The 16,606-nt window shown below is 61.4% G+C and carries 15 protein-coding genes and 1 pseudogene; 15 read left to right on the top strand and 1 reads right to left on the bottom strand.

The features are described 5' to 3' along the window. Positions 1-6 precede the first annotated feature (6 nt). Positions 7-654: a class I SAM-dependent methyltransferase gene (locus ABIE40_RS18040; RefSeq protein ID WP_199627873.1), complete on the top strand. Its 648-nt coding sequence runs from the start codon at positions 7-9 to the stop codon at positions 652-654. Here the strand turns inward: ABIE40_RS18040 and ABIE40_RS18035 are convergent. Beyond that, positions 644-1,087 carry a hypothetical protein gene (locus ABIE40_RS18035; RefSeq protein ID WP_199627872.1) on the bottom strand — a complete coding sequence of 148 codons (444 nt, stop codon included), beginning with the start codon at positions 1,085-1,087 and terminating at the stop codon, positions 644-646. The two genes, ABIE40_RS18040 and ABIE40_RS18035, sit on opposite strands and share 11 nt — an antisense overlap. Before the next feature lie 317 nt (positions 1,088-1,404). Between ABIE40_RS18035 and sdhC the strand changes: the two genes are divergently transcribed. The 14 genes and pseudogenes from sdhC (at position 1,405) to ABIE40_RS17965 (ending at position 16,566) form a co-directional block, all read left to right on the top strand. Further along, positions 1,405-1,797, top strand: coding sequence for a succinate dehydrogenase, cytochrome b556 subunit (gene sdhC, locus ABIE40_RS18030; RefSeq protein WP_112717914.1), 393 nt, complete (start codon positions 1,405-1,407; stop codon positions 1,795-1,797). Positions 1,798-1,808: 11 nt separating this feature from the next. Then, positions 1,809-2,189, top strand: coding sequence for a succinate dehydrogenase, hydrophobic membrane anchor protein (sdhD, locus tag ABIE40_RS18025; RefSeq protein WP_199627871.1), 381 nt, complete (start codon positions 1,809-1,811; stop codon positions 2,187-2,189). A gap of 7 nt (positions 2,190-2,196) precedes the next feature. Next, complete coding sequence (gene sdhA / locus ABIE40_RS18020) at positions 2,197-4,038, top strand: succinate dehydrogenase flavoprotein subunit (RefSeq protein WP_130283281.1); 1,842 nt, start codon at positions 2,197-2,199, stop codon at positions 4,036-4,038. A 12-nt stretch (positions 4,039-4,050) separates the two neighbouring features. Then, positions 4,051-4,830 (top strand): succinate dehydrogenase iron-sulfur subunit, encoded by a 780-nt coding sequence (locus tag ABIE40_RS18015; protein WP_112517747.1) that lies wholly within the window; start codon positions 4,051-4,053, stop codon positions 4,828-4,830. 268 nt (positions 4,831-5,098) lie between these two features. Further along, positions 5,099-5,608, top strand: coding sequence for a protease inhibitor Inh/omp19 family protein (locus ABIE40_RS18010; RefSeq protein WP_199627870.1), 510 nt, complete (start codon positions 5,099-5,101; stop codon positions 5,606-5,608). A 48-nt stretch (positions 5,609-5,656) separates the two neighbouring features. After that, positions 5,657-6,820, top strand: a complete 1,164-nt coding sequence (gene zapE / locus ABIE40_RS18005) for a cell division protein ZapE (RefSeq protein WP_199627869.1) — start codon at positions 5,657-5,659, stop codon at positions 6,818-6,820. Between the two features lie 176 nt (positions 6,821-6,996). Next, positions 6,997-7,959, top strand: coding sequence for a malate dehydrogenase (gene mdh, locus ABIE40_RS18000; RefSeq protein ID WP_112385778.1), 963 nt, complete (start codon positions 6,997-6,999; stop codon positions 7,957-7,959). 40 nt (positions 7,960-7,999) lie between these two features. Further along, complete coding sequence (gene sucC, locus ABIE40_RS17995) at positions 8,000-9,193, top strand: ADP-forming succinate--CoA ligase subunit beta (RefSeq protein ID WP_199627868.1); 1,194 nt, start codon at positions 8,000-8,002, stop codon at positions 9,191-9,193. A 15-nt stretch (positions 9,194-9,208) separates the two neighbouring features. Continuing rightward, a complete protein-coding gene (gene sucD, locus ABIE40_RS17990) occupies positions 9,209-10,111 on the top strand; it encodes a succinate--CoA ligase subunit alpha (protein ID WP_199627867.1) in 903 nt (300 codons plus the stop codon). A gap of 166 nt (positions 10,112-10,277) precedes the next feature. After that, a pseudogene (locus ABIE40_RS17985) lies at positions 10,278-13,263 on the top strand (2-oxoglutarate dehydrogenase E1 component). A 51-nt stretch (positions 13,264-13,314) separates the two neighbouring features. Then, the gene (gene odhB, locus ABIE40_RS17980) at positions 13,315-14,550 is read left to right on the top strand and encodes a 2-oxoglutarate dehydrogenase complex dihydrolipoyllysine-residue succinyltransferase (RefSeq protein WP_199627865.1); all 1,236 of its coding nucleotides are present in this window, start codon (positions 13,315-13,317) and stop codon (positions 14,548-14,550) included. A gap of 14 nt (positions 14,551-14,564) precedes the next feature. Further along, positions 14,565-15,311, top strand: a complete 747-nt coding sequence (locus tag ABIE40_RS17975) for a DUF4241 domain-containing protein (RefSeq protein ID WP_112717932.1) — start codon at positions 14,565-14,567, stop codon at positions 15,309-15,311. Next, on the top strand, positions 15,308-15,817 hold the full coding sequence (locus ABIE40_RS17970; RefSeq protein WP_199627864.1) for a hypothetical protein: 510 nt from the start codon (positions 15,308-15,310) through the stop codon (positions 15,815-15,817). The genes ABIE40_RS17975 and ABIE40_RS17970 overlap by 4 nt, the downstream gene beginning before the upstream one ends. Then, a complete protein-coding gene (locus ABIE40_RS17965; RefSeq protein ID WP_199627863.1) occupies positions 15,814-16,566 on the top strand; it encodes an SDR family oxidoreductase in 753 nt (250 codons plus the stop codon). The genes ABIE40_RS17970 and ABIE40_RS17965 overlap by 4 nt, the downstream gene beginning before the upstream one ends. The last annotated feature ends 40 nt before the right edge of the window (positions 16,567-16,606 follow it).

The following is a 16,606-nucleotide window of genomic DNA, read 5'->3' as shown; positions in this document are numbered from 1 at the left end:
CCGCCTTTGAAGACCGATCCCGAACTCTTCATCCGCGCCAATACCAGCCTGATGGCGCCGCCGCATGTGCCGGAGATTCGGCTGCATCTGGCGAGCGAAGCCCATGAGCTCTGGCTGAAGACGGAAGAGGAGCTTGCCGAGATCGGTCTGCCGCCGCCTTTCTGGGCTTTCGCTTGGGCGGGCGGGCAGGGGCTGGCGCGTTACGTGCTCGATCATCCGGAGCATCTGCGCGGCAAGAGCGTCCTGGATTTTGCGACGGGATCCGGTCTCGTGGCTATCGCCGCCCGCATGGCGGGTGCGGTGAAGGTCCTGGCGGCAGATATCGATCCGTGGACGGAAACCGCGGTCCGGCTGAACGCCGCGGCGAATGACGTTTCGATCGAATTCGAGGGTGCGGACCTTATCGGTTCCACGATCGCTGCCGACGTGCTGCTTGCCGGTGACGTCTTCTATGATCGCGGCTTTGCCGATGCGCTGCTGCCGTGGTTTCAGCGCCTGGCGGCCGGAGGCAAGGATATTCTGGTCGGCGATCCAGGCCGCGCCTATCTGCCGAAAGACAGGCTGGAGTTCTGCGCGGTCTATGAAGTGCCCGTCACCCGGGCGCTCGAGGATAGCGAAGTCAAGAAGACGACCGTCTGGCGCTTCAGGGCCTGATCACGCAGACATTGGCCTCGTATTCGCAAGGGTCGTCCTGCACGGCGACATCGATGATCTTTGCCTTGGGAGCGACGGTCGTGGTTTGCGGCGCGCCATAGATCGTATAACCGCTGGCGCCGATATAGGTGCCGCCATCGACGTCATAGGCGTAGGAACCGGCATAGGTGCCGTTGTATGCTGGGCCTGCCACCTGCGGGGCGGCCGCATTGACGCTGCGGATGCTGTAGCCGTTGGCAACCGGGGAGAACTGGCGAAGGCGGACATAGCGGTTGTGGCCATGGCGGCGATCGCGATCGCCATACCATTGATTGCCACCCGTCCAGTGAATGATGCCGCGATCACGATGCGGGAAACGTTCGCCCGCGGCGGCAGGCAGCGCCATCAGGGCGCCGAGCATGAGCGGAATGACTTTCGAAAAACGCGTGACCATCGGATGTCTTCCTCGCAAAATGCGATCGTTAACAAATCGTTAACGGCAGCTTGCGTCAAAACTTTCTGCATGTCCACTTGAGCGATGAAAAATCAGGATAAAATCTGAGCGGCGCGGGCCAGTTTTGCTCTGCAGCAACTTCCCGGTAACGCGAATCGATTAAATTAAAAAGCGGACAGCAATTGTGCTTGTCGTCCGGGGTTTCGGTGATTAAACGTCGCCATTGATGCAACGCACACAGACAATTTTGTCATTCCTGTGGTTGCCTTGATATGCTCCGTATTCCGGAAGCGCAGAGAAGACGCCGCGAGGTTCTGATGGCGAATGTGACAAATAATCGGCCCCTGTCGCCGCATTTGCAAATTTACAAACCAATCCCCACCATGATCATGTCGATCGTTCACCGCATTACCGGTGGCGCTCTCTATGTCGGCACGCTGCTGATCGCCTGGTGGCTGATTGCAGCCGCGACCGGCCAGTCGAATTACGACTGGGCCAACTGGGTGCTCGGCAGCATCATCGGCAAGCTGGTCCTGCTCGGCTACACCTGGGCGCTGATCCACCACATGCTCGGCGGCTTCCGCCACTTCATGTGGGACCTCGGCCACGGCTTCGGCAAGGAATTCTCCACCAAGCTCGCCATCGCCAATCTGATCGGATCGCTCTGTCTGACCGCGCTGGTCTGGGTGATCGGCTTCATCGTTCGTTAAAGGTCGCTCTCATGGATATGCGTACCCCCCTGGGTAAGGTTCGCGGCCTCGGCTCCGCCAAGGATGGCACCGATCATTTCTGGCGCCAGCGTGTGACCGCGGTCGCCAACGTGCCGCTGTTTCTGTTCTTCATCATCTTCATGCTGGTTCACGCCGGCCAGCCCTATGCGGAAGTGGTTCACGCCCTGGCGAACCCGTTCGTCGCCGTCATCATGGGCCTGATGATCATCTCGGGCGTCATTCACATGAAGCTCGGCATGCAGGTCATCATCGAGGACTATGTTCATTCCGAATGGCTGAAGATCATCAGCCTCATGCTGAACACGTTCTTCTCGATCCTGATCGCCGGCCTCTGTCTCTTCGCCATTCTGAAAATTGCATTCGTAGGATAACCGTATCATGGCACCCTCTTCACCCGCTCAGAATGGGAAGGCCTACAAGTACGTCGACCACTCTTATGATGTGATCGTCGTCGGCGCCGGTGGCGCCGGTCTGCGCGCCACGCTCGGCATGGCAGAGCAAGGCTTCCGCACCGCCTGCATCACCAAGGTATTCCCGACGCGCTCGCACACCGTTGCGGCCCAGGGCGGCATTGCCGCGTCGCTGCAGAACATGACGCCCGATAGCTGGCAGTGGCACCTCTACGACACCGTCAAGGGTTCCGACTGGCTCGGCGACGTCGATGCCATGCAGTATCTCACCATGGAAGCGCCGAAGGCGGTCTATGAACTCGAGCATTACGGCGTGCCGTTCTCGCGTAACGAGGAAGGCAAGATCTACCAGCGCCCGTTCGGCGGCCACATGCAGAATTTCGGCGAGGGACCGCCGGTACAGCGTACATGCGCCGTCGCCGACCGTACCGGCCACGCCATCCTGCACACGCTCTATGGCCAGTCGCTGCGAAACAATGCTGAATTCTTCATCGAGTATTTCGCGCTCGATCTGATCATGTCGGAAGACGGCAGCCGCTGCACCGGCGTCGTTGCCTGGAACCTCGATGACGGCACGATCCATCGCTTCGCCGCCAAGATGGTGGTGCTGGCGACCGGCGGTTACGGCCGCGCCTATTTCTCGGCGACGTCGGCCCATACCTGCACCGGCGACGGCGGCGGCATGGTTGCGCGCGCCGGCCTGCCGCTGCAGGACATGGAATTCGTCCAGTTCCACCCGACCGGCATCTACGGTTCCGGCTGTCTGATCACGGAAGGCGCACGCGGTGAAGGCGGCTACCTCGTCAACTCCGAGGGTGAGCGCTTCATGGAACGCTACGCACCGTCGGCCAAGGATCTTGCCTCGCGCGACGTCGTCTCGCGCTGCATGACGCTGGAAATCCGCGAAGGCCGCGGCGTCGGCAAGAACAAGGACCACATCTTCCTGCATCTCGACCATCTCGATCCGGCCGTTCTGCACGAGCGCCTGCCGGGCATTTCCGAGAGCGCCAAGATCTTCGCCGGCGTCGACGTGACGCGCGAGCCGATCCCGGTTCTGCCGACCGTCCACTACAACATGGGCGGCATTCCGACCAACTACTGGGGCGAAGTGCTGAATGCCGACAGCAATAACCCTGAGCGGATCATTCCGGGCCTGATGGCTGTCGGTGAAGCGGGCTGCGCCTCGGTGCACGGCGCCAACCGTCTCGGCTCCAACTCGCTGATCGACCTCGTGGTCTTCGGCCGCGCCGCCGCAATCCGCGCCGGCGAGGTTATCGACCGCGCAGCGCCCGTCCCGCATCTCAACGTCGCTGCCTGCGACAAGATCATGGACCGCTTCGACGGCCTGCGCCACGCCAGCGGCGGTACGCCGACGGCGGTGCTGCGTGAAAAGATGCAGCGCGCCATGCAGGAAGACGCCGCCGTCTTCCGCACGCAGGAATCGCTGGAATCCGGTTGCCAGCGCATTTCGGCGATCTGGGGCGAGATGAAGGACATCAAGGTCACCGACCGCTCGATGATCTGGAACTCCGACCTCGTCGAAACGCTCGAGCTGCAGAACCTGATGGCCAACGCCATCACGACGATCTACGGCGCCGAGGCCCGCAAGGAGAGCCGCGGTTCGCATGCGCGCGAAGACTATACGGAAGGCGCATTCGCCGGCCGCGACGACGTCAACTGGCGCAAGCACACGCTTGCCTGGGTCAACGAGGCAGGCGACGTCAAGCTCGACTACCGCCCGGTTCACACCGAGCTGATTGCAGACGGCATCGATCCCAAGAAGATCGCGCCGAAGGCTCGCGTGTATTAAGAGGAACTGGACATGGTTGAACTCGCTCTCCCCAAGAACTCCCAGATGCGCGAAGGCAAGGTGTGGCCGAAGCCTGCCGGTGCCAAGAACACCCGCGAATTCCGCGTCTATCGCTGGAGCCCGGATGACGGCCAGACGCCGTCGATCGATACGTTCTATATCGATATCGACGATTGCGGCCCGATGGTTCTCGACGGTCTGCTCTACATCAAGAACAAGATCGACCCGACGCTGACGCTGCGCCGCTCCTGCCGCGAAGGTATCTGCGGTTCCTGCGCGATGAATATCGACGGCACGAATACGCTGGCCTGCACCAAGGGTCTCGACGACATCAAGGGCACGGTGAAGATCTATCCGCTGCCTCATATGCCTGTCGTCAAGGATCTGGTTCCGGACCTTTCCAACTTCTATGCCCAGCACCGCTCGATCGAGCCGTGGCTGAAGACGGTATCGCCGACGCCGGCCAAGGAATGGAAGCAGAGCCACGAGGACCGCCAGAAGCTCGACGGTCTCTACGAGTGCATTCTCTGCGCCTGCTGCTCGACCTCCTGTCCGAGCTACTGGTGGAACGGCGACCGCTACCTCGGTCCGGCTGTTCTGCTGCAGGCCTATCGCTGGCTGATCGACAGCCGCGACGAAGCGACTGGCGAGCGCCTCGACAATCTCGAGGATCCGTTCCGCCTGTATCGCTGCCACACAATCATGAACTGCGCGCAGACCTGCCCGAAGGGCCTGAACCCGGCAAAGGCGATTGCCGAGATCAAGAAGATGATGGTCGAGCGCCGCGTCTGACGGCAAATCGAACGGCGCCGCTTGCGGCGCCGTTTTTCTTCCGGTGGCCGGTCAAACCGGGGAAGAATGCGCGGTCATCACCTTGATGACAAATTCTGCCTTCAGAAGTCCTTCCGCACGGCTTGAATTGCTTCTGTTCCGGCTTAGGTCCTGTCACGGGCAATTTACGGCTGTGCCGACTTGATTAACCAAAGTGAAATACGTTAATTCGAAAATTAGTCCGATGACTATTTTTGATGCGGCAAAGCGAATATTCGGGAGCCTCAAGATGCAGTTGCGATATGCGATGACAGGTGTGGCGGTTGTTCTGTCACTCGCTGGCTGCCAGCGTACGGCCTATGACAACGCGAGTTACAGCAGCCAGCCGGCGCCGCTGACGGCGCAGCCCGTGCCGTCGGTGCAGGGCGGCCAGCTTCCCCCTCCGGGCGGCGCATCGCAGTTCCCGGCCGCACCGAGCGCGGCGCCTGCCGCTCCGGCAGCCCCGGGCGCCATGGCCGCAAACGCTCTCGATGTCACCAAGGAATCGATGGTCGGCAGCTGGCGCGTCAACGGCAGCTGCGACATGTTCCTGACGCTGACCAACCTCGGCAGCGGCTCGCGCGGCGGTACGCGCGGTTGCGCCGGCGAACTGACGGCAATGGGTTCCTGGGAAGTGTCCGGCAAGCAGGTTCTGCTCAAGGATCGCAGCGGCAACCAGATCGGAAGCGTCTACAAGACCGCCGACAACAGCTTCTCCGGCCAGACCAGCGGCGGCCAGGCAATCACCCTCAGCCGGTAATTCATCCGGCGGCAGGTCCGCCGGCCACGCATAGGCGGATTTGCTCTCATGCAGCCAATGCCAGACTACGCCCTGAGCGTCAGCGAACAGTTGAAGTCGCTGACGGCCAACGGTGATTTGCAGGTCGATTCCGCACAGATGGACGTGGCAAAGAACCTGGACCGGGTTCTTTCGCAGCTGAAGCAGCGCCGCCCCGCCGCCAAGTCCAGCGCTCTCGGCTGGCTGTTTGCTTCCAAGAAGAAGGCCGAGCAGGGGATCAAGGGTCTCTACATCCATGGCAGCGTCGGCCGCGGCAAGACGATGCTGATGGACATGTTCTTCGGCATGGCGCCCTGCAAGAAGAAGCGCCGGGCGCATTTCCACGAATTCATGGCCGATGTGCATAACCGCATCGCCGCCCACCGCCAGAAGCTGAAGGATGGCGAGACCAAGCAGGCGGATCCGATGCCACCGGTCGCAGCCTCCCTCTATGACGAGGCCGAGCTCCTCTGCTTCGACGAGTTCACGGTCACCGACATTGCCGATGCGATGATCCTGTCGCGGCTGTTCTCAGAGCTCTTCGCCCGCGGCTGCGTGCTGATCGCGACGTCGAATGTCGAGCCCGACAATCTTTACAAGGACGGCCTCAATCGCGGCCTCTTTCTGCCCTTCGTCGAACTGCTGAAGAAGAATGTCGACGTCGTGACGCTCGATTCTCCCACCGACTACCGGATGGAGAAGCTGAACAGCCAGCCCGTCTATCTGACGCCGATCGACGAGCGGACGGATATGGCAATGGATGCGTCCTGGACGCAGATGCTGCATGGGCGCAAGGCGCAGCCGCTTGAAATCCCGATGAAGGGCCGGTCGATCCATGTGCCGCTCGCTGTCGACCGGATGGCGCGCTTCGCTTTCAGCGATCTCTGCGACAAGCCGCTTGGCGCTGCCGACTTTCTGGCGATCACCGCGCGTTTCGACACGATTTTCATCGACCGCATTCCGCTGCTTGGTCCCGACAAGCGAAATCAGTCCAAGCGCTTCATCATTCTCGTCGATACCCTATATGACCATGGCGTGCGGCTTCATGCCTCCGCCGCGGCCATGCCCGAGGATCTGCTGACCGAACGCAGGGGCACCGAGGGGTTCGAATTCGATCGTACGGCATCGCGTCTCTTCGAGATGCGGAGCGCGGAATATCTTGCGCTGCATCATCAGAAGACCGCTGCCGAGTAACACTTTAGTGACAAATTATCTTACGTTTACGTAAGAATTTTGATATCTAAACGATTGAAAATGCTACACCAAAAATAACACGTTGCCATTTTTTGGCTTTAGGTCTATGCGATTGCGGCATTGGACGACGCCGCCGCGCGCCGCCCGACCGATTATATTCGCAAAGGAAAAGCGAAATGGCGCGTAATAAGATCGCACTCATTGGTTCTGGCATGATTGGTGGCACGCTGGCGCATCTCGCCGGTCTCAAGGAGCTCGGCGACATCGTTCTGTTCGACATTGCCGACGGCATTCCGCAGGGCAAGGGCCTCGACATCTCCCAGTCGTCTCCGGTCGAAGGCTTCGACGTCAACCTGACCGGCGCCAGCGATTACTCGGCGATCGAAGGTGCTGACGTCTGCATCGTCACCGCAGGTGTCGCCCGCAAGCCGGGCATGAGCCGCGACGACCTTCTCGGTATCAACCTCAAGGTCATGGAGCAGGTCGGCGCCGGCATCAAGAAGTATGCCCCGAACGCTTTCGTCATCTGCATCACCAACCCGCTCGACGCGATGGTCTGGGCTCTGCAGAAGTTCTCCGGCCTTCCGGCCAACAAGGTCGTCGGCATGGCCGGCGTTCTGGACAGCTCGCGCTTCCGCCTGTTCCTCTCGAAGGAATTCAACGTTTCCGTTCAGGACGTCACCGCATTCGTTCTCGGCGGCCACGGCGACACGATGGTGCCGCTCGCTCGCTACTCGACCGTTGGCGGCATCCCGCTGACCGACCTCGTCACCATGGGTTGGGTCACCAAGGAACGCCTCGAAGAAATCATCCAGCGCACCCGTGACGGCGGCGCCGAAATCGTCGGCCTGCTGAAGACCGGTTCAGCCTACTACGCTCCGGCCGCTTCGGCGATCGAAATGGCTGAATCCTACCTCAAGGACAAGAAGCGCGTTCTGCCTTGCGCAGCGCAGCTGACCGGCCAGTATGGCGTCAAGGACATGTATGTCGGCGTTCCCACGGTCATTGGTGCCGGCGGCGTTGAGCGCGTCATCGAAATCGACCTGAACAAGGCTGAAAAGGAAGCCTTCGACAAGTCGGTCGCTGCTGTCGCCGGCCTTTGTGAAGCCTGCATCAACATTGCGCCTGCGCTGAAGTAATTCCCGCGCGCCCCCACGCAATTCAAACAGGAATAGATCCATGAATATTCATGAATATCAGGCCAAGGCTCTCTTGAAGGGCTACGGCGCGCCGGTCGCAAGTGGCGTGCCGATCCTCAAGGTCGAGGAAGCCGAAGCGGCTGCAAAGTCGCTTCCGGGCCCGCTCTACGTCGTCAAGAGCCAGATCCATGCTGGCGGCCGCGGCAAGGGCAAGTTCAAGGAACTCGGCCCTGACGCCAAGGGTGGCGTTCGCCTTGCCAAGTCGATCGACGAAGTCGTCGCTCACGCCAAGGAAATGCTCGGCAACACGCTGGTAACGGCGCAGACGGGCGAAGCCGGCAAGCAGGTCAACCGGCTCTACATCGAAGACGGCGCCGACATTGCCCGCGAACTTTACTGCTCGCTGCTGGTTGATCGCTCGGTCGGCCAGGTTGCCTTCGTCGTTTCGACCGAAGGCGGCATGGACATCGAAGCTGTCGCCCACGACACGCCCGAGAAGATCCACACGATCGCCATCAACCCGGAAACCGGTGTGACGGCTGCCGACGTGGCTGCGATCTCCAAGGCTCTGGAGCTCGACGGCGCTGCCGCCGAAGATGCGAAGTCGCTGTTCCCGGCGCTTTACAAGGCCTTCAATGAGAAGGACATGGCTCTCCTCGAGGTCAACCCGCTGATCGTCATGAAGGATGGTCATCTGCGCGTTCTCGACGCCAAGATGTCCTTCGACGGCAACGCGCTGTTCCGCCATGACGACGTCAAGGCGCTGCGCGACGAGACCGAAGAAGACGCCAAGGAAATCGAAGCCTCCAAGTGGGACCTCGCCTATGTTGCCCTCGACGGCAATATCGGCTGCATGGTCAACGGCGCCGGTCTCGCCATGGCGACGATGGACATTATCAAGCTTTACGGCAAAGAGCCGGCAAACTTCTGCGACGTCGGCGGTGGCGCCGGCAAGGAGAAGGTCGCGGCTGCGTTCAAGATCATCACTGCCGACCCCAAGGTCGAAGGTATCCTCGTCAACATCTTCGGCGGCATCATGAAGTGCGATGTCATCGCTGAAGGCGTCGTCGCTGCCGTGCAGGAAGTCGGTCTGAAGGTTCCGCTCGTCGTTCGCCTCGAAGGCACCAATGTCGAGCTCGGCAAGAAGATCCTCAACGAATCCGGTCTCGCGATCACGGCTGCTGACGATCTTGACGATGCGGCCAAGAAGATCGTCGCGGCGATCAACGCCTAATTTGAGGACCTATACATGTCTATTCTCGTCAACAAGAATACCAAGGTTCTCGTTCAGGGCCTGACCGGCAAGACCGGCACCTTCCACACCGAACAGGCGCTCGCCTACTACGGCACGCAGATGGTCGGCGGTATCCACCCGAAGAAGGGTGGCGAAACCTGGACCGGCTCGAAGGGCGAAAGCCTGCCGATCTTTGCATCGGTTGCCGAAGCCAAGGAACGTACCGGTGCCGACGCTTCGGTCATCTACGTTCCGCCGGCTGGTGCCGCAGACGCGATCATCGAGGCGATCGACGCCGAGATCCCGTTCATCACCTGCATCACCGAGGGTATCCCGGTAATGGACATGGTTCGCGTCAAGGCTCGCCTCGACCGCTCCAAGTCGCGCCTGCTCGGACCGAACTGCCCGGGTATCCTGACGCCGGAAGAATGCAAGATCGGCATCATGCCGGGCTCGATCTTCCGCAAGGGTTCGGTCGGTATCGTTTCGCGCTCCGGCACGCTGACCTACGAAGCCGTCTTCCAGACCTCGAACGAAGGCCTCGGCCAGACGACGGCTGTCGGCATCGGCGGCGACCCGGTCAAGGGCACCGAGTTCATCGACGTGCTCGAGATGTTCCTGGCCGACGAAGCCACGACCTCGATCATCATGATCGGCGAAATCGGCGGCTCGGCTGAAGAAGACGCGGCGCAGTTCCTCAAGGACGAAGCCAAGAAGGGCCGCAAGAAGCCGATGGCCGGCTTCATTGCTGGCCGTACCGCTCCGAAGGGCCGCACCATGGGTCACGCTGGTGCAGTCGTTTCCGGCGGCAAGGGCGATGCGGAATCGAAGATCGCTGCCATGGAATCGGCAGGCATCAAGGTTTCGCCTTCTCCGGCCCGCCTCGGCAAGACGCTGGTTGAAGTCCTCAAGGGCTGATCCGACATAAGACCCGGGCGGCGGACTGCATCTGCCTCCTCCGCCCGGCTGAGCTTTCGAATGCAGATGTGCCGCGGACAGGCGGCAAATGGAAATGCGGCAGCCGGCGAGATGGCCGGCAAACTCATCTTAGTCAGGAGGCGGGCGGAAGCGTCCGCATAACACCATGGCACGGCAAGAAGCCAACGAGCAGTTTCAGATCACTTCGTTTCTGGATGGCGCAAACGCTGCTTATATCGAGCAGCTCTACGCCCGTTATGAAGAGGATCCGTCATCGGTCGACGAACAGTGGCGCACCTTCTTCAAGGCGCTCGACGACGATCCCGCTGATGTGAAGAAGGCGGCCAAGGGTGCATCCTGGCGCAAGAAGCACTGGCCGATCCCGGCCGGTGGCGATCTCGTCTCGGCGCTCGATGGCGACTGGGGCATCGTCGAGAAGGTCATCGAGACCAAGGTGAAGGCGAAGGCCGAAGCCGCGGGCAAGCCGGCGGAAGCTGCCGACGTCCTGCAGGCGACGCGCGATTCCGTCCGCGCCATCATGATGATCCGCGCCTACCGCATGCGCGGCCACCTGCATGCCAAGCTCGACCCGCTCGGTATCGCCGCTCCGGTTGAAGATTACCACGAGCTGTCGCCCGAAAATTACGGTTTCACAGCCGCCGATTACGATCGCAAGATCTTCATCGACAACGTTCTCGGCCTCGAATACGCGACCATCCGCGAGATGATCGAGATTCTCGAGCGCACCTATTGCTCGACGCTCGGCGTCGAATTCATGCACATCTCCAATCCGGAAGAGAAGGCCTGGATCCAGGAACGTATCGAAGGTCCGGACAAGGGCGTGGCGTTCACCCCCGAAGGCAAGAAGGCGATCCTGCAGAAGGTCATCGAAGCCGAAGGCTACGAGCAGTTCCTCGACGTCAAGTTCAAGGGCACCAAGCGTTTCGGTCTCGACGGCGGTGAATCGCTGATCCCGGCTCTTGAGCAGATCCTGAAGCGCGGCGGCTCGCTCGGCCTCAAGGAAGCCGTGTTCGGCATGGCCCACCGCGGCCGTCTGAACGTGCTTTCGCAGGTCATGGGCAAGCCGCACCGCGCCATCTTCCACGAGTTCAAGGGCGGCTCCTACGCGCCTGACGAAGTCGAAGGTTCCGGCGACGTGAAGTACCATCTCGGTGCTTCCTCCGACCGCGAATTCGACGGCAACAAGGTCCACGTTTCGCTGACGGCAAACCCGTCGCATCTCGAAATCGTCGACCCGGTGGTCATGGGCAAGGCCCGCGCCAAGCAGGACATGGGCGCCACCGTCTGGGACGGCGACACCATTCCGCTGTCCGAGCGCTCCAAGGTTCTGCCGCTGCTGATCCACGGTGACGCGGCCTTCGCCGGCCAGGGCGTCATCGCTGAAATCCTCGGCCTTTCCGGCCTGCGCGGTCACCGCGTTGCCGGTACGATGCACGTCATCATTAACAACCAGATCGGCTTCACCACGAACCCGGCCTTCTCGCGTTCGTCGCCCTATCCATCCGACGTCGCCAAGATGATCGAAGCGCCGATCCTGCACGTCAACGGCGACGATCCGGAAGCGGTTGTCTACGGCGCCAAGGTTGCCATGGAATTTCGCATGAAATTCCACAAGCCTGTCGTCCTCGACATGTTCTGCTACCGCCGCTACGGCCACAACGAAGGCGACGAACCGTCCTTCACGCAGCCGAAGATGTACAAGGTCATCCGCGGCCACAAGACCGTGCTGCAGATCTACGCCGAGCGTCTGATCGGCGAAGGCCTGCTGACCGAAGGCGAAGTCGAAAAGATGAAGGCCGACTGGCGCGCCCATCTCGAGCAGGAGTTCGAGGCCGGCCAGAGCTACAAGCCGAACAAGGCCGACTGGCTGGACGGCGAGTGGTCGGGCCTGCGCACGGCTGACAATGCCGACGAGCAGCGTCGCGGCAAGACTGCCGTTCCGATGAAGCAGCTGAAGGAAATCGGCCGCAAGCTCTCCGAAATTCCGGAAGGCTTCCATGCGCACCGCACCATCCAGCGCTTCATGGAAAACCGCGCCAACATGATCCAGACGGGTGAAAACCTCGACTGGGCAATGGCGGAAGCTCTGGCGTTCGGCTCGCTGGTCACGGAAGGCCACAAGATCCGGCTGTCGGGTCAGGATTGCGAACGCGGCACCTTCTCGCAGCGTCACTCGGTCCTCTACGATCAGGAGACGGAAGAGCGCTATATCCCGCTCGCCAACCTGTCGCCGACCCAGGCCCGCTACGAAGTCATCAACTCGATGCTTTCGGAAGAAGCGGTTCTCGGCTTCGAATACGGCTACTCGCTGGCCCGCCCGAATGCGCTGACCCTCTGGGAAGCCCAGTTCGGCGACTTCGCCAACGGTGCACAGGTCGTCTTCGACCAGTTCATCTCATCGGGCGAACGCAAGTGGCTGCGCATGTCCGGTCTCGTCTGCCTTCTGCCGCATGGCTACGAAGGTCAGGGTCCGGAGCACTCCTCGGCACGCCTGGAGCGCTTCCTCCAGCTCTGCGCCGAAGACAACATGCAGGTTGCCAACGTCACGACGCCGTCGAACTACTTCCACATCCTTCGCCGTCAGCTGAAGCGCGACTTCCGCAAGCCGCTCGTGCTGATGACGCCGAAGTCGCTGCTGCGCCACAAGCGTGCGGTTTCGACCCTGGCTGAGATGGCCGGCGAGTCTTCCTTCCACCGTCTCCTGTGGGATGATGCCGAGGTCATCAAGGACGGCCCGATCAAGCTGCAGAAGGATGCCAAGATCCGCCGCGTCGTGCTCTGCACCGGCAAGGTCTACTACGACCTGCTCGAAGAGCGCGAAAAGCGCGGCATCGACGACATCTACCTGTTGCGCGTCGAACAGCTCTATCCGTTCCCGGCAAAGGCGCTCATCAACGAGCGTCAGCCGCTTCCGGAATGCGGAGATGGTCTGGTGCCAGGAAGAGCCGAAGAACATGGGTGCATGGTCGTTCATCGACCCCTATCTGGAATGGGTTCTCGCCCATATCGATGCGAAGTATCAGCGCGTCCGTTACACGGGCCGCCCAGCCGCCGCTTCGCCGGCAACGGGCCTGATGTCCAAGCACCTGTCGCAGCTTGCCGCATTCCTTGAGGATGCGCTGGGCGGCTGACCCTCGAAACGAACAACGATCGAAACAAACTGATCAACGGAAACTAAAATCATGGCCACAGAAATCCGCGTTCCAACTCTTGGTGAGTCCGTCAGCGAGGCGACAGTCGGCACCTGGTTCAAGAAGGTCGGCGATGCCATCAAGGCAGACGAGCCGATCCTCGAGCTTGAAACCGACAAGGTGACCATCGAAGTCCCGGCTCCGGCTTCGGGCACGCTGTCCGAAATCGTTGCCCAGGCCGGTGAAACCGTCGGTCTCGGCGCGCTGCTCGGCCAGATCGCCGAAGGTGCCGCCGCTGCAGCCCCGGCCGCTGTGCCCGCCGCTGCCGCTCCGGCCAAGGTTGCCGAGCCGGTTGCTGCCGCTGCCCCGGCTGCCGCTGCCGCACCGTCCTCCATGCCGCCGGCACCGGCTGCTGCGAAGATGCTGGCTGAAAACAACATCGCGGCCGAGCAGGTCGATGGTTCTGGCAAGCGTGGCCAGGTCCTGAAGGGCGATGTCATCGCTGCCGTTGCCAAGGGTGTATCGGCTCCGGCTGCTGCACCGGCTGCCCCGGTTGCCGCCCGCGCACCTTCGACCGTCGAAGATGCCGGCCGCGAAGAGCGCGTGAAGATGACGCGCCTGCGCCAGACGATCGCGAAGCGCCTGAAGGACGCCCAGAACACGGCTGCCATGCTGACCACCTATAACGAGGTGGACATGAAGGCGGTCATGGACCTGCGCGCCAAGTACAAGGACGTCTTCGAAAAGAAGCATGGCGTGAAGCTCGGCTTCATGGGCTTCTTCACCAAGGCCGTGACCCACGCGCTGAAGGAACTCCCGGCCGTCAACGCCGAGATCGACGGCACCGACATCATCTACAAGAACTTCTGCCACGTCGGCATGGCTGTCGGCACGGACAAGGGTCTCGTCGTTCCGGTTATCCGTGACGCCGACCAGATGTCGATCGCCGAGATCGAAAAGGAACTCGGCCGTCTTGCAAAGGCTGCGCGTGACGGTTCGCTGTCGATGGCCGACATGCAGGGTGGCACGTTCACGATCACCAACGGTGGCGTCTACGGCTCGCTGATGTCCTCGCCGATCCTGAACGCTCCGCAGTCGGGTATCCTCGGCATGCACAAGATTCAGGACCGTCCTGTGGTCGTCGGCGGCCAGATCGTCATCCGTCCGATGATGTATCTCGCGCTCTCCTACGATCACCGCATCGTCGACGGCAAGGAAGCAGTCACTTTCCTCGTCCGCGTCAAGGAAAGCCTGGAAGATCCGGAGCGTCTGGTTCTCGATCTCTAAGCGGAGCAAATCCGATGCGGAACCGGATCAAGCAGGCGGCATTGGCGCTTTTGTGCGCAGCCGCAGTGCATCTTCCGGTTCCGGCTTCCGCTGCCGCCTGGGATATCTCCAAGGCGAGCAGCAATTTCGACCTGGTCTCGCTGGATGATGCAGCCCTTGCCGAGCGCAAGATCACCACGGTGAAGATGGGCGACGTGCAGCTGACATCCGGCCGTATCATCGCCGCCGATCCGCTGGCCCAGCCTGACCGCCCTGCCTTTGTCAGGACCGTGCCTCCCGGCAACTATCCCGTGACTCTTTATCAGGCCTTCGGCCGCGTTGCCGCCGCCAGCATGCGCTTTGGCGAAGGCAAGCCGGTTCGCTGGGAGATGGCGGCGATCCCCGGGCAGGATCCGGCGAGCCTGAAGGACGACGAGATCTTCGGCTATCCTGTCGATGCCGGCCTCGGCGCTTACATGGATGCCGATACGCTGAAGCTCTTGGAAGAGCGGGCGGAGACCGCGCAGGCGGCAAAGCCGGACGAGGATGTGAACTACTACGACATCATCGCCCCGGAACTCGATGCCAACGGCGGGCGCTATGCGCTGCATTCGCCGGTATCGGGAAAGCCGGGCAATGTCGCGATTTTCTGGAGCGGCTGGGGCGACGGTTTCTATCCGGTTTTCTGGGGACTGGCCGAAGACGGTCATCCGCTGGTGATGCTGACGGATTTTTATGTGATCGAGAATTCCGACGGGCGTAAGGAGCCGGTGGCGCAATGAGCAAGAAAGCTAGCCTTGCAGCCCTGTTTGCGGTCTCTGCCCTGACCCTGCCGGATATCGCGGCAGCGGCGGATTGCCTGCAGTCGCATGCCGTCTATGCCGATCGCGATGGTATCTACCAGCTGAAGTTCCAGCCGCTGAACTCCGATGCGGCCGCTGCCAACAACCAGTTCAAGATGACCGTGAAGGACAGCGATGCCGTGCTCGACGGCTATGTCATGCCTTCGGAAGACCCGACGCGGACAATCGGCATGGTGATGTTCCATTGCCCCGATGGCGATGCGACAGGTGCCGATCTCGATGCCTGCACGATCTGGCAGGGACCGGTCTACGGCGTTGACGCCAAGGGCGTGATCGACAATCTGCCGGCTGAAAAGGCCAATGCCGTCGACAGCATCGTGCTTCCGGCGATCGGTCCGGCGCTTCGCGATTCCACCATCCTCGGCGAAGGCAAGCAGGTTGCTGCGCCCTGGGATGTCTTCGCCTTCAAGGAATGCACGAAATGAGCGGCGCACCTGTTCTCCTCGTCACCGGCGGAAGCCGTGGCATCGGTGCCGCCGTCTGCAGGCTTGCCGCAAGCCAGGGATGGCGCGTGGCTGTCAACTACGCCTCGAACCAGGACGCTGCTGACGCTGTGGTCAGTGACATCGTCAGCCAGGGCGGCGAAGCCTTTGCCGTCAAGGGTGATGTCGGCAATGCGGCCGATATCACCGCAATGTTCGCAGCCGTCGACAGGCATTTCGGCCGTCTCGATGGTCTCGTCAACAATGCTGGTATCGTCGATCAGCCGCAGCGGGTCGATGAGATGAGCGTCGAGCGTATCGAACGGATGATGCGCATCAATATCACCGGTTCGGTTCTCTGCGCTGCCGAAGCTGTGCGCCGCATGTCGACCCGTCACGGCGGCAAGGGTGGCTCGATCGTCAACATCTCCTCGATGGCGGCGATCATGGGTTCGCCGTCGCAATATGTCGATTACGCAGCCTCCAAGGCAGCGATCGACACGTTCACGATCGGTCTGGCGCGCGAAGTCGCGACCGAGGGCGTGCGCGTGAATGCTGTCCGGCCGGGTATCATCGACACCGATATTCATGCATCCGGCGGCTTGCCGGATCGCGCGAAGGACATGGCGCCTTCCATTCCGATGCAGCGGCCGGGAACGGCTGGCGAGGTCGCGGATGCGGTGCTTTATCTTCTCTCTTCGAATTCTTCCTATGTGACCGGCGCCATCATGAATGTGAGCGGCGGGCGCTAGGCATTTCGATTTCCTGACCAACGGACAAACAAAAGGAAAA

It is taken from the genome of Rhizobium sp. OAE497 (assembly GCF_040546565.1).
In the GTDB taxonomy this organism is placed as follows: domain Bacteria; phylum Pseudomonadota; class Alphaproteobacteria; order Rhizobiales; family Rhizobiaceae; genus Rhizobium.
This window is presented reverse-complemented; position numbering and strand designations above follow the sequence as displayed.

Excerpts from the sequence above, each read along its gene's own strand:
- ABIE40_RS18035 (WP_199627872.1), bottom strand. The coding sequence starts at position 1,087 with ATGGTCACGCGTTTTTCGAAAGTCATTCCGCTCATGCTCGGCGCCCTG.
- sdhC (WP_112717914.1), top strand. The coding sequence starts at position 1,405 with ATGGCGAATGTGACAAATAATCGGCCCCTGTCGCCGCATTTGCAAATT.
- sdhD (WP_199627871.1), top strand. The coding sequence starts at position 1,809 with ATGGATATGCGTACCCCCCTGGGTAAGGTTCGCGGCCTCGGCTCCGCC.
- sdhA (WP_130283281.1), top strand. The coding sequence starts at position 2,197 with ATGGCACCCTCTTCACCCGCTCAGAATGGGAAGGCCTACAAGTACGTC.
- ABIE40_RS18015 (WP_112517747.1), top strand. The coding sequence starts at position 4,051 with ATGGTTGAACTCGCTCTCCCCAAGAACTCCCAGATGCGCGAAGGCAAG.
- ABIE40_RS18010 (WP_199627870.1), top strand. The coding sequence starts at position 5,099 with ATGCAGTTGCGATATGCGATGACAGGTGTGGCGGTTGTTCTGTCACTC.
- zapE (WP_199627869.1), top strand. The coding sequence starts at position 5,657 with ATGCAGCCAATGCCAGACTACGCCCTGAGCGTCAGCGAACAGTTGAAG.
- mdh (WP_112385778.1), top strand. The coding sequence starts at position 6,997 with ATGGCGCGTAATAAGATCGCACTCATTGGTTCTGGCATGATTGGTGGC.
- sucC (WP_199627868.1), top strand. The coding sequence starts at position 8,000 with ATGAATATTCATGAATATCAGGCCAAGGCTCTCTTGAAGGGCTACGGC.
- sucD (WP_199627867.1), top strand. The coding sequence starts at position 9,209 with ATGTCTATTCTCGTCAACAAGAATACCAAGGTTCTCGTTCAGGGCCTG.
- odhB (WP_199627865.1), top strand. The coding sequence starts at position 13,315 with ATGGCCACAGAAATCCGCGTTCCAACTCTTGGTGAGTCCGTCAGCGAG.
- ABIE40_RS17975 (WP_112717932.1), top strand. The coding sequence starts at position 14,565 with ATGCGGAACCGGATCAAGCAGGCGGCATTGGCGCTTTTGTGCGCAGCC.
- ABIE40_RS17970 (WP_199627864.1), top strand. The coding sequence starts at position 15,308 with ATGAGCAAGAAAGCTAGCCTTGCAGCCCTGTTTGCGGTCTCTGCCCTG.
- ABIE40_RS17965 (WP_199627863.1), top strand. The coding sequence starts at position 15,814 with ATGAGCGGCGCACCTGTTCTCCTCGTCACCGGCGGAAGCCGTGGCATC.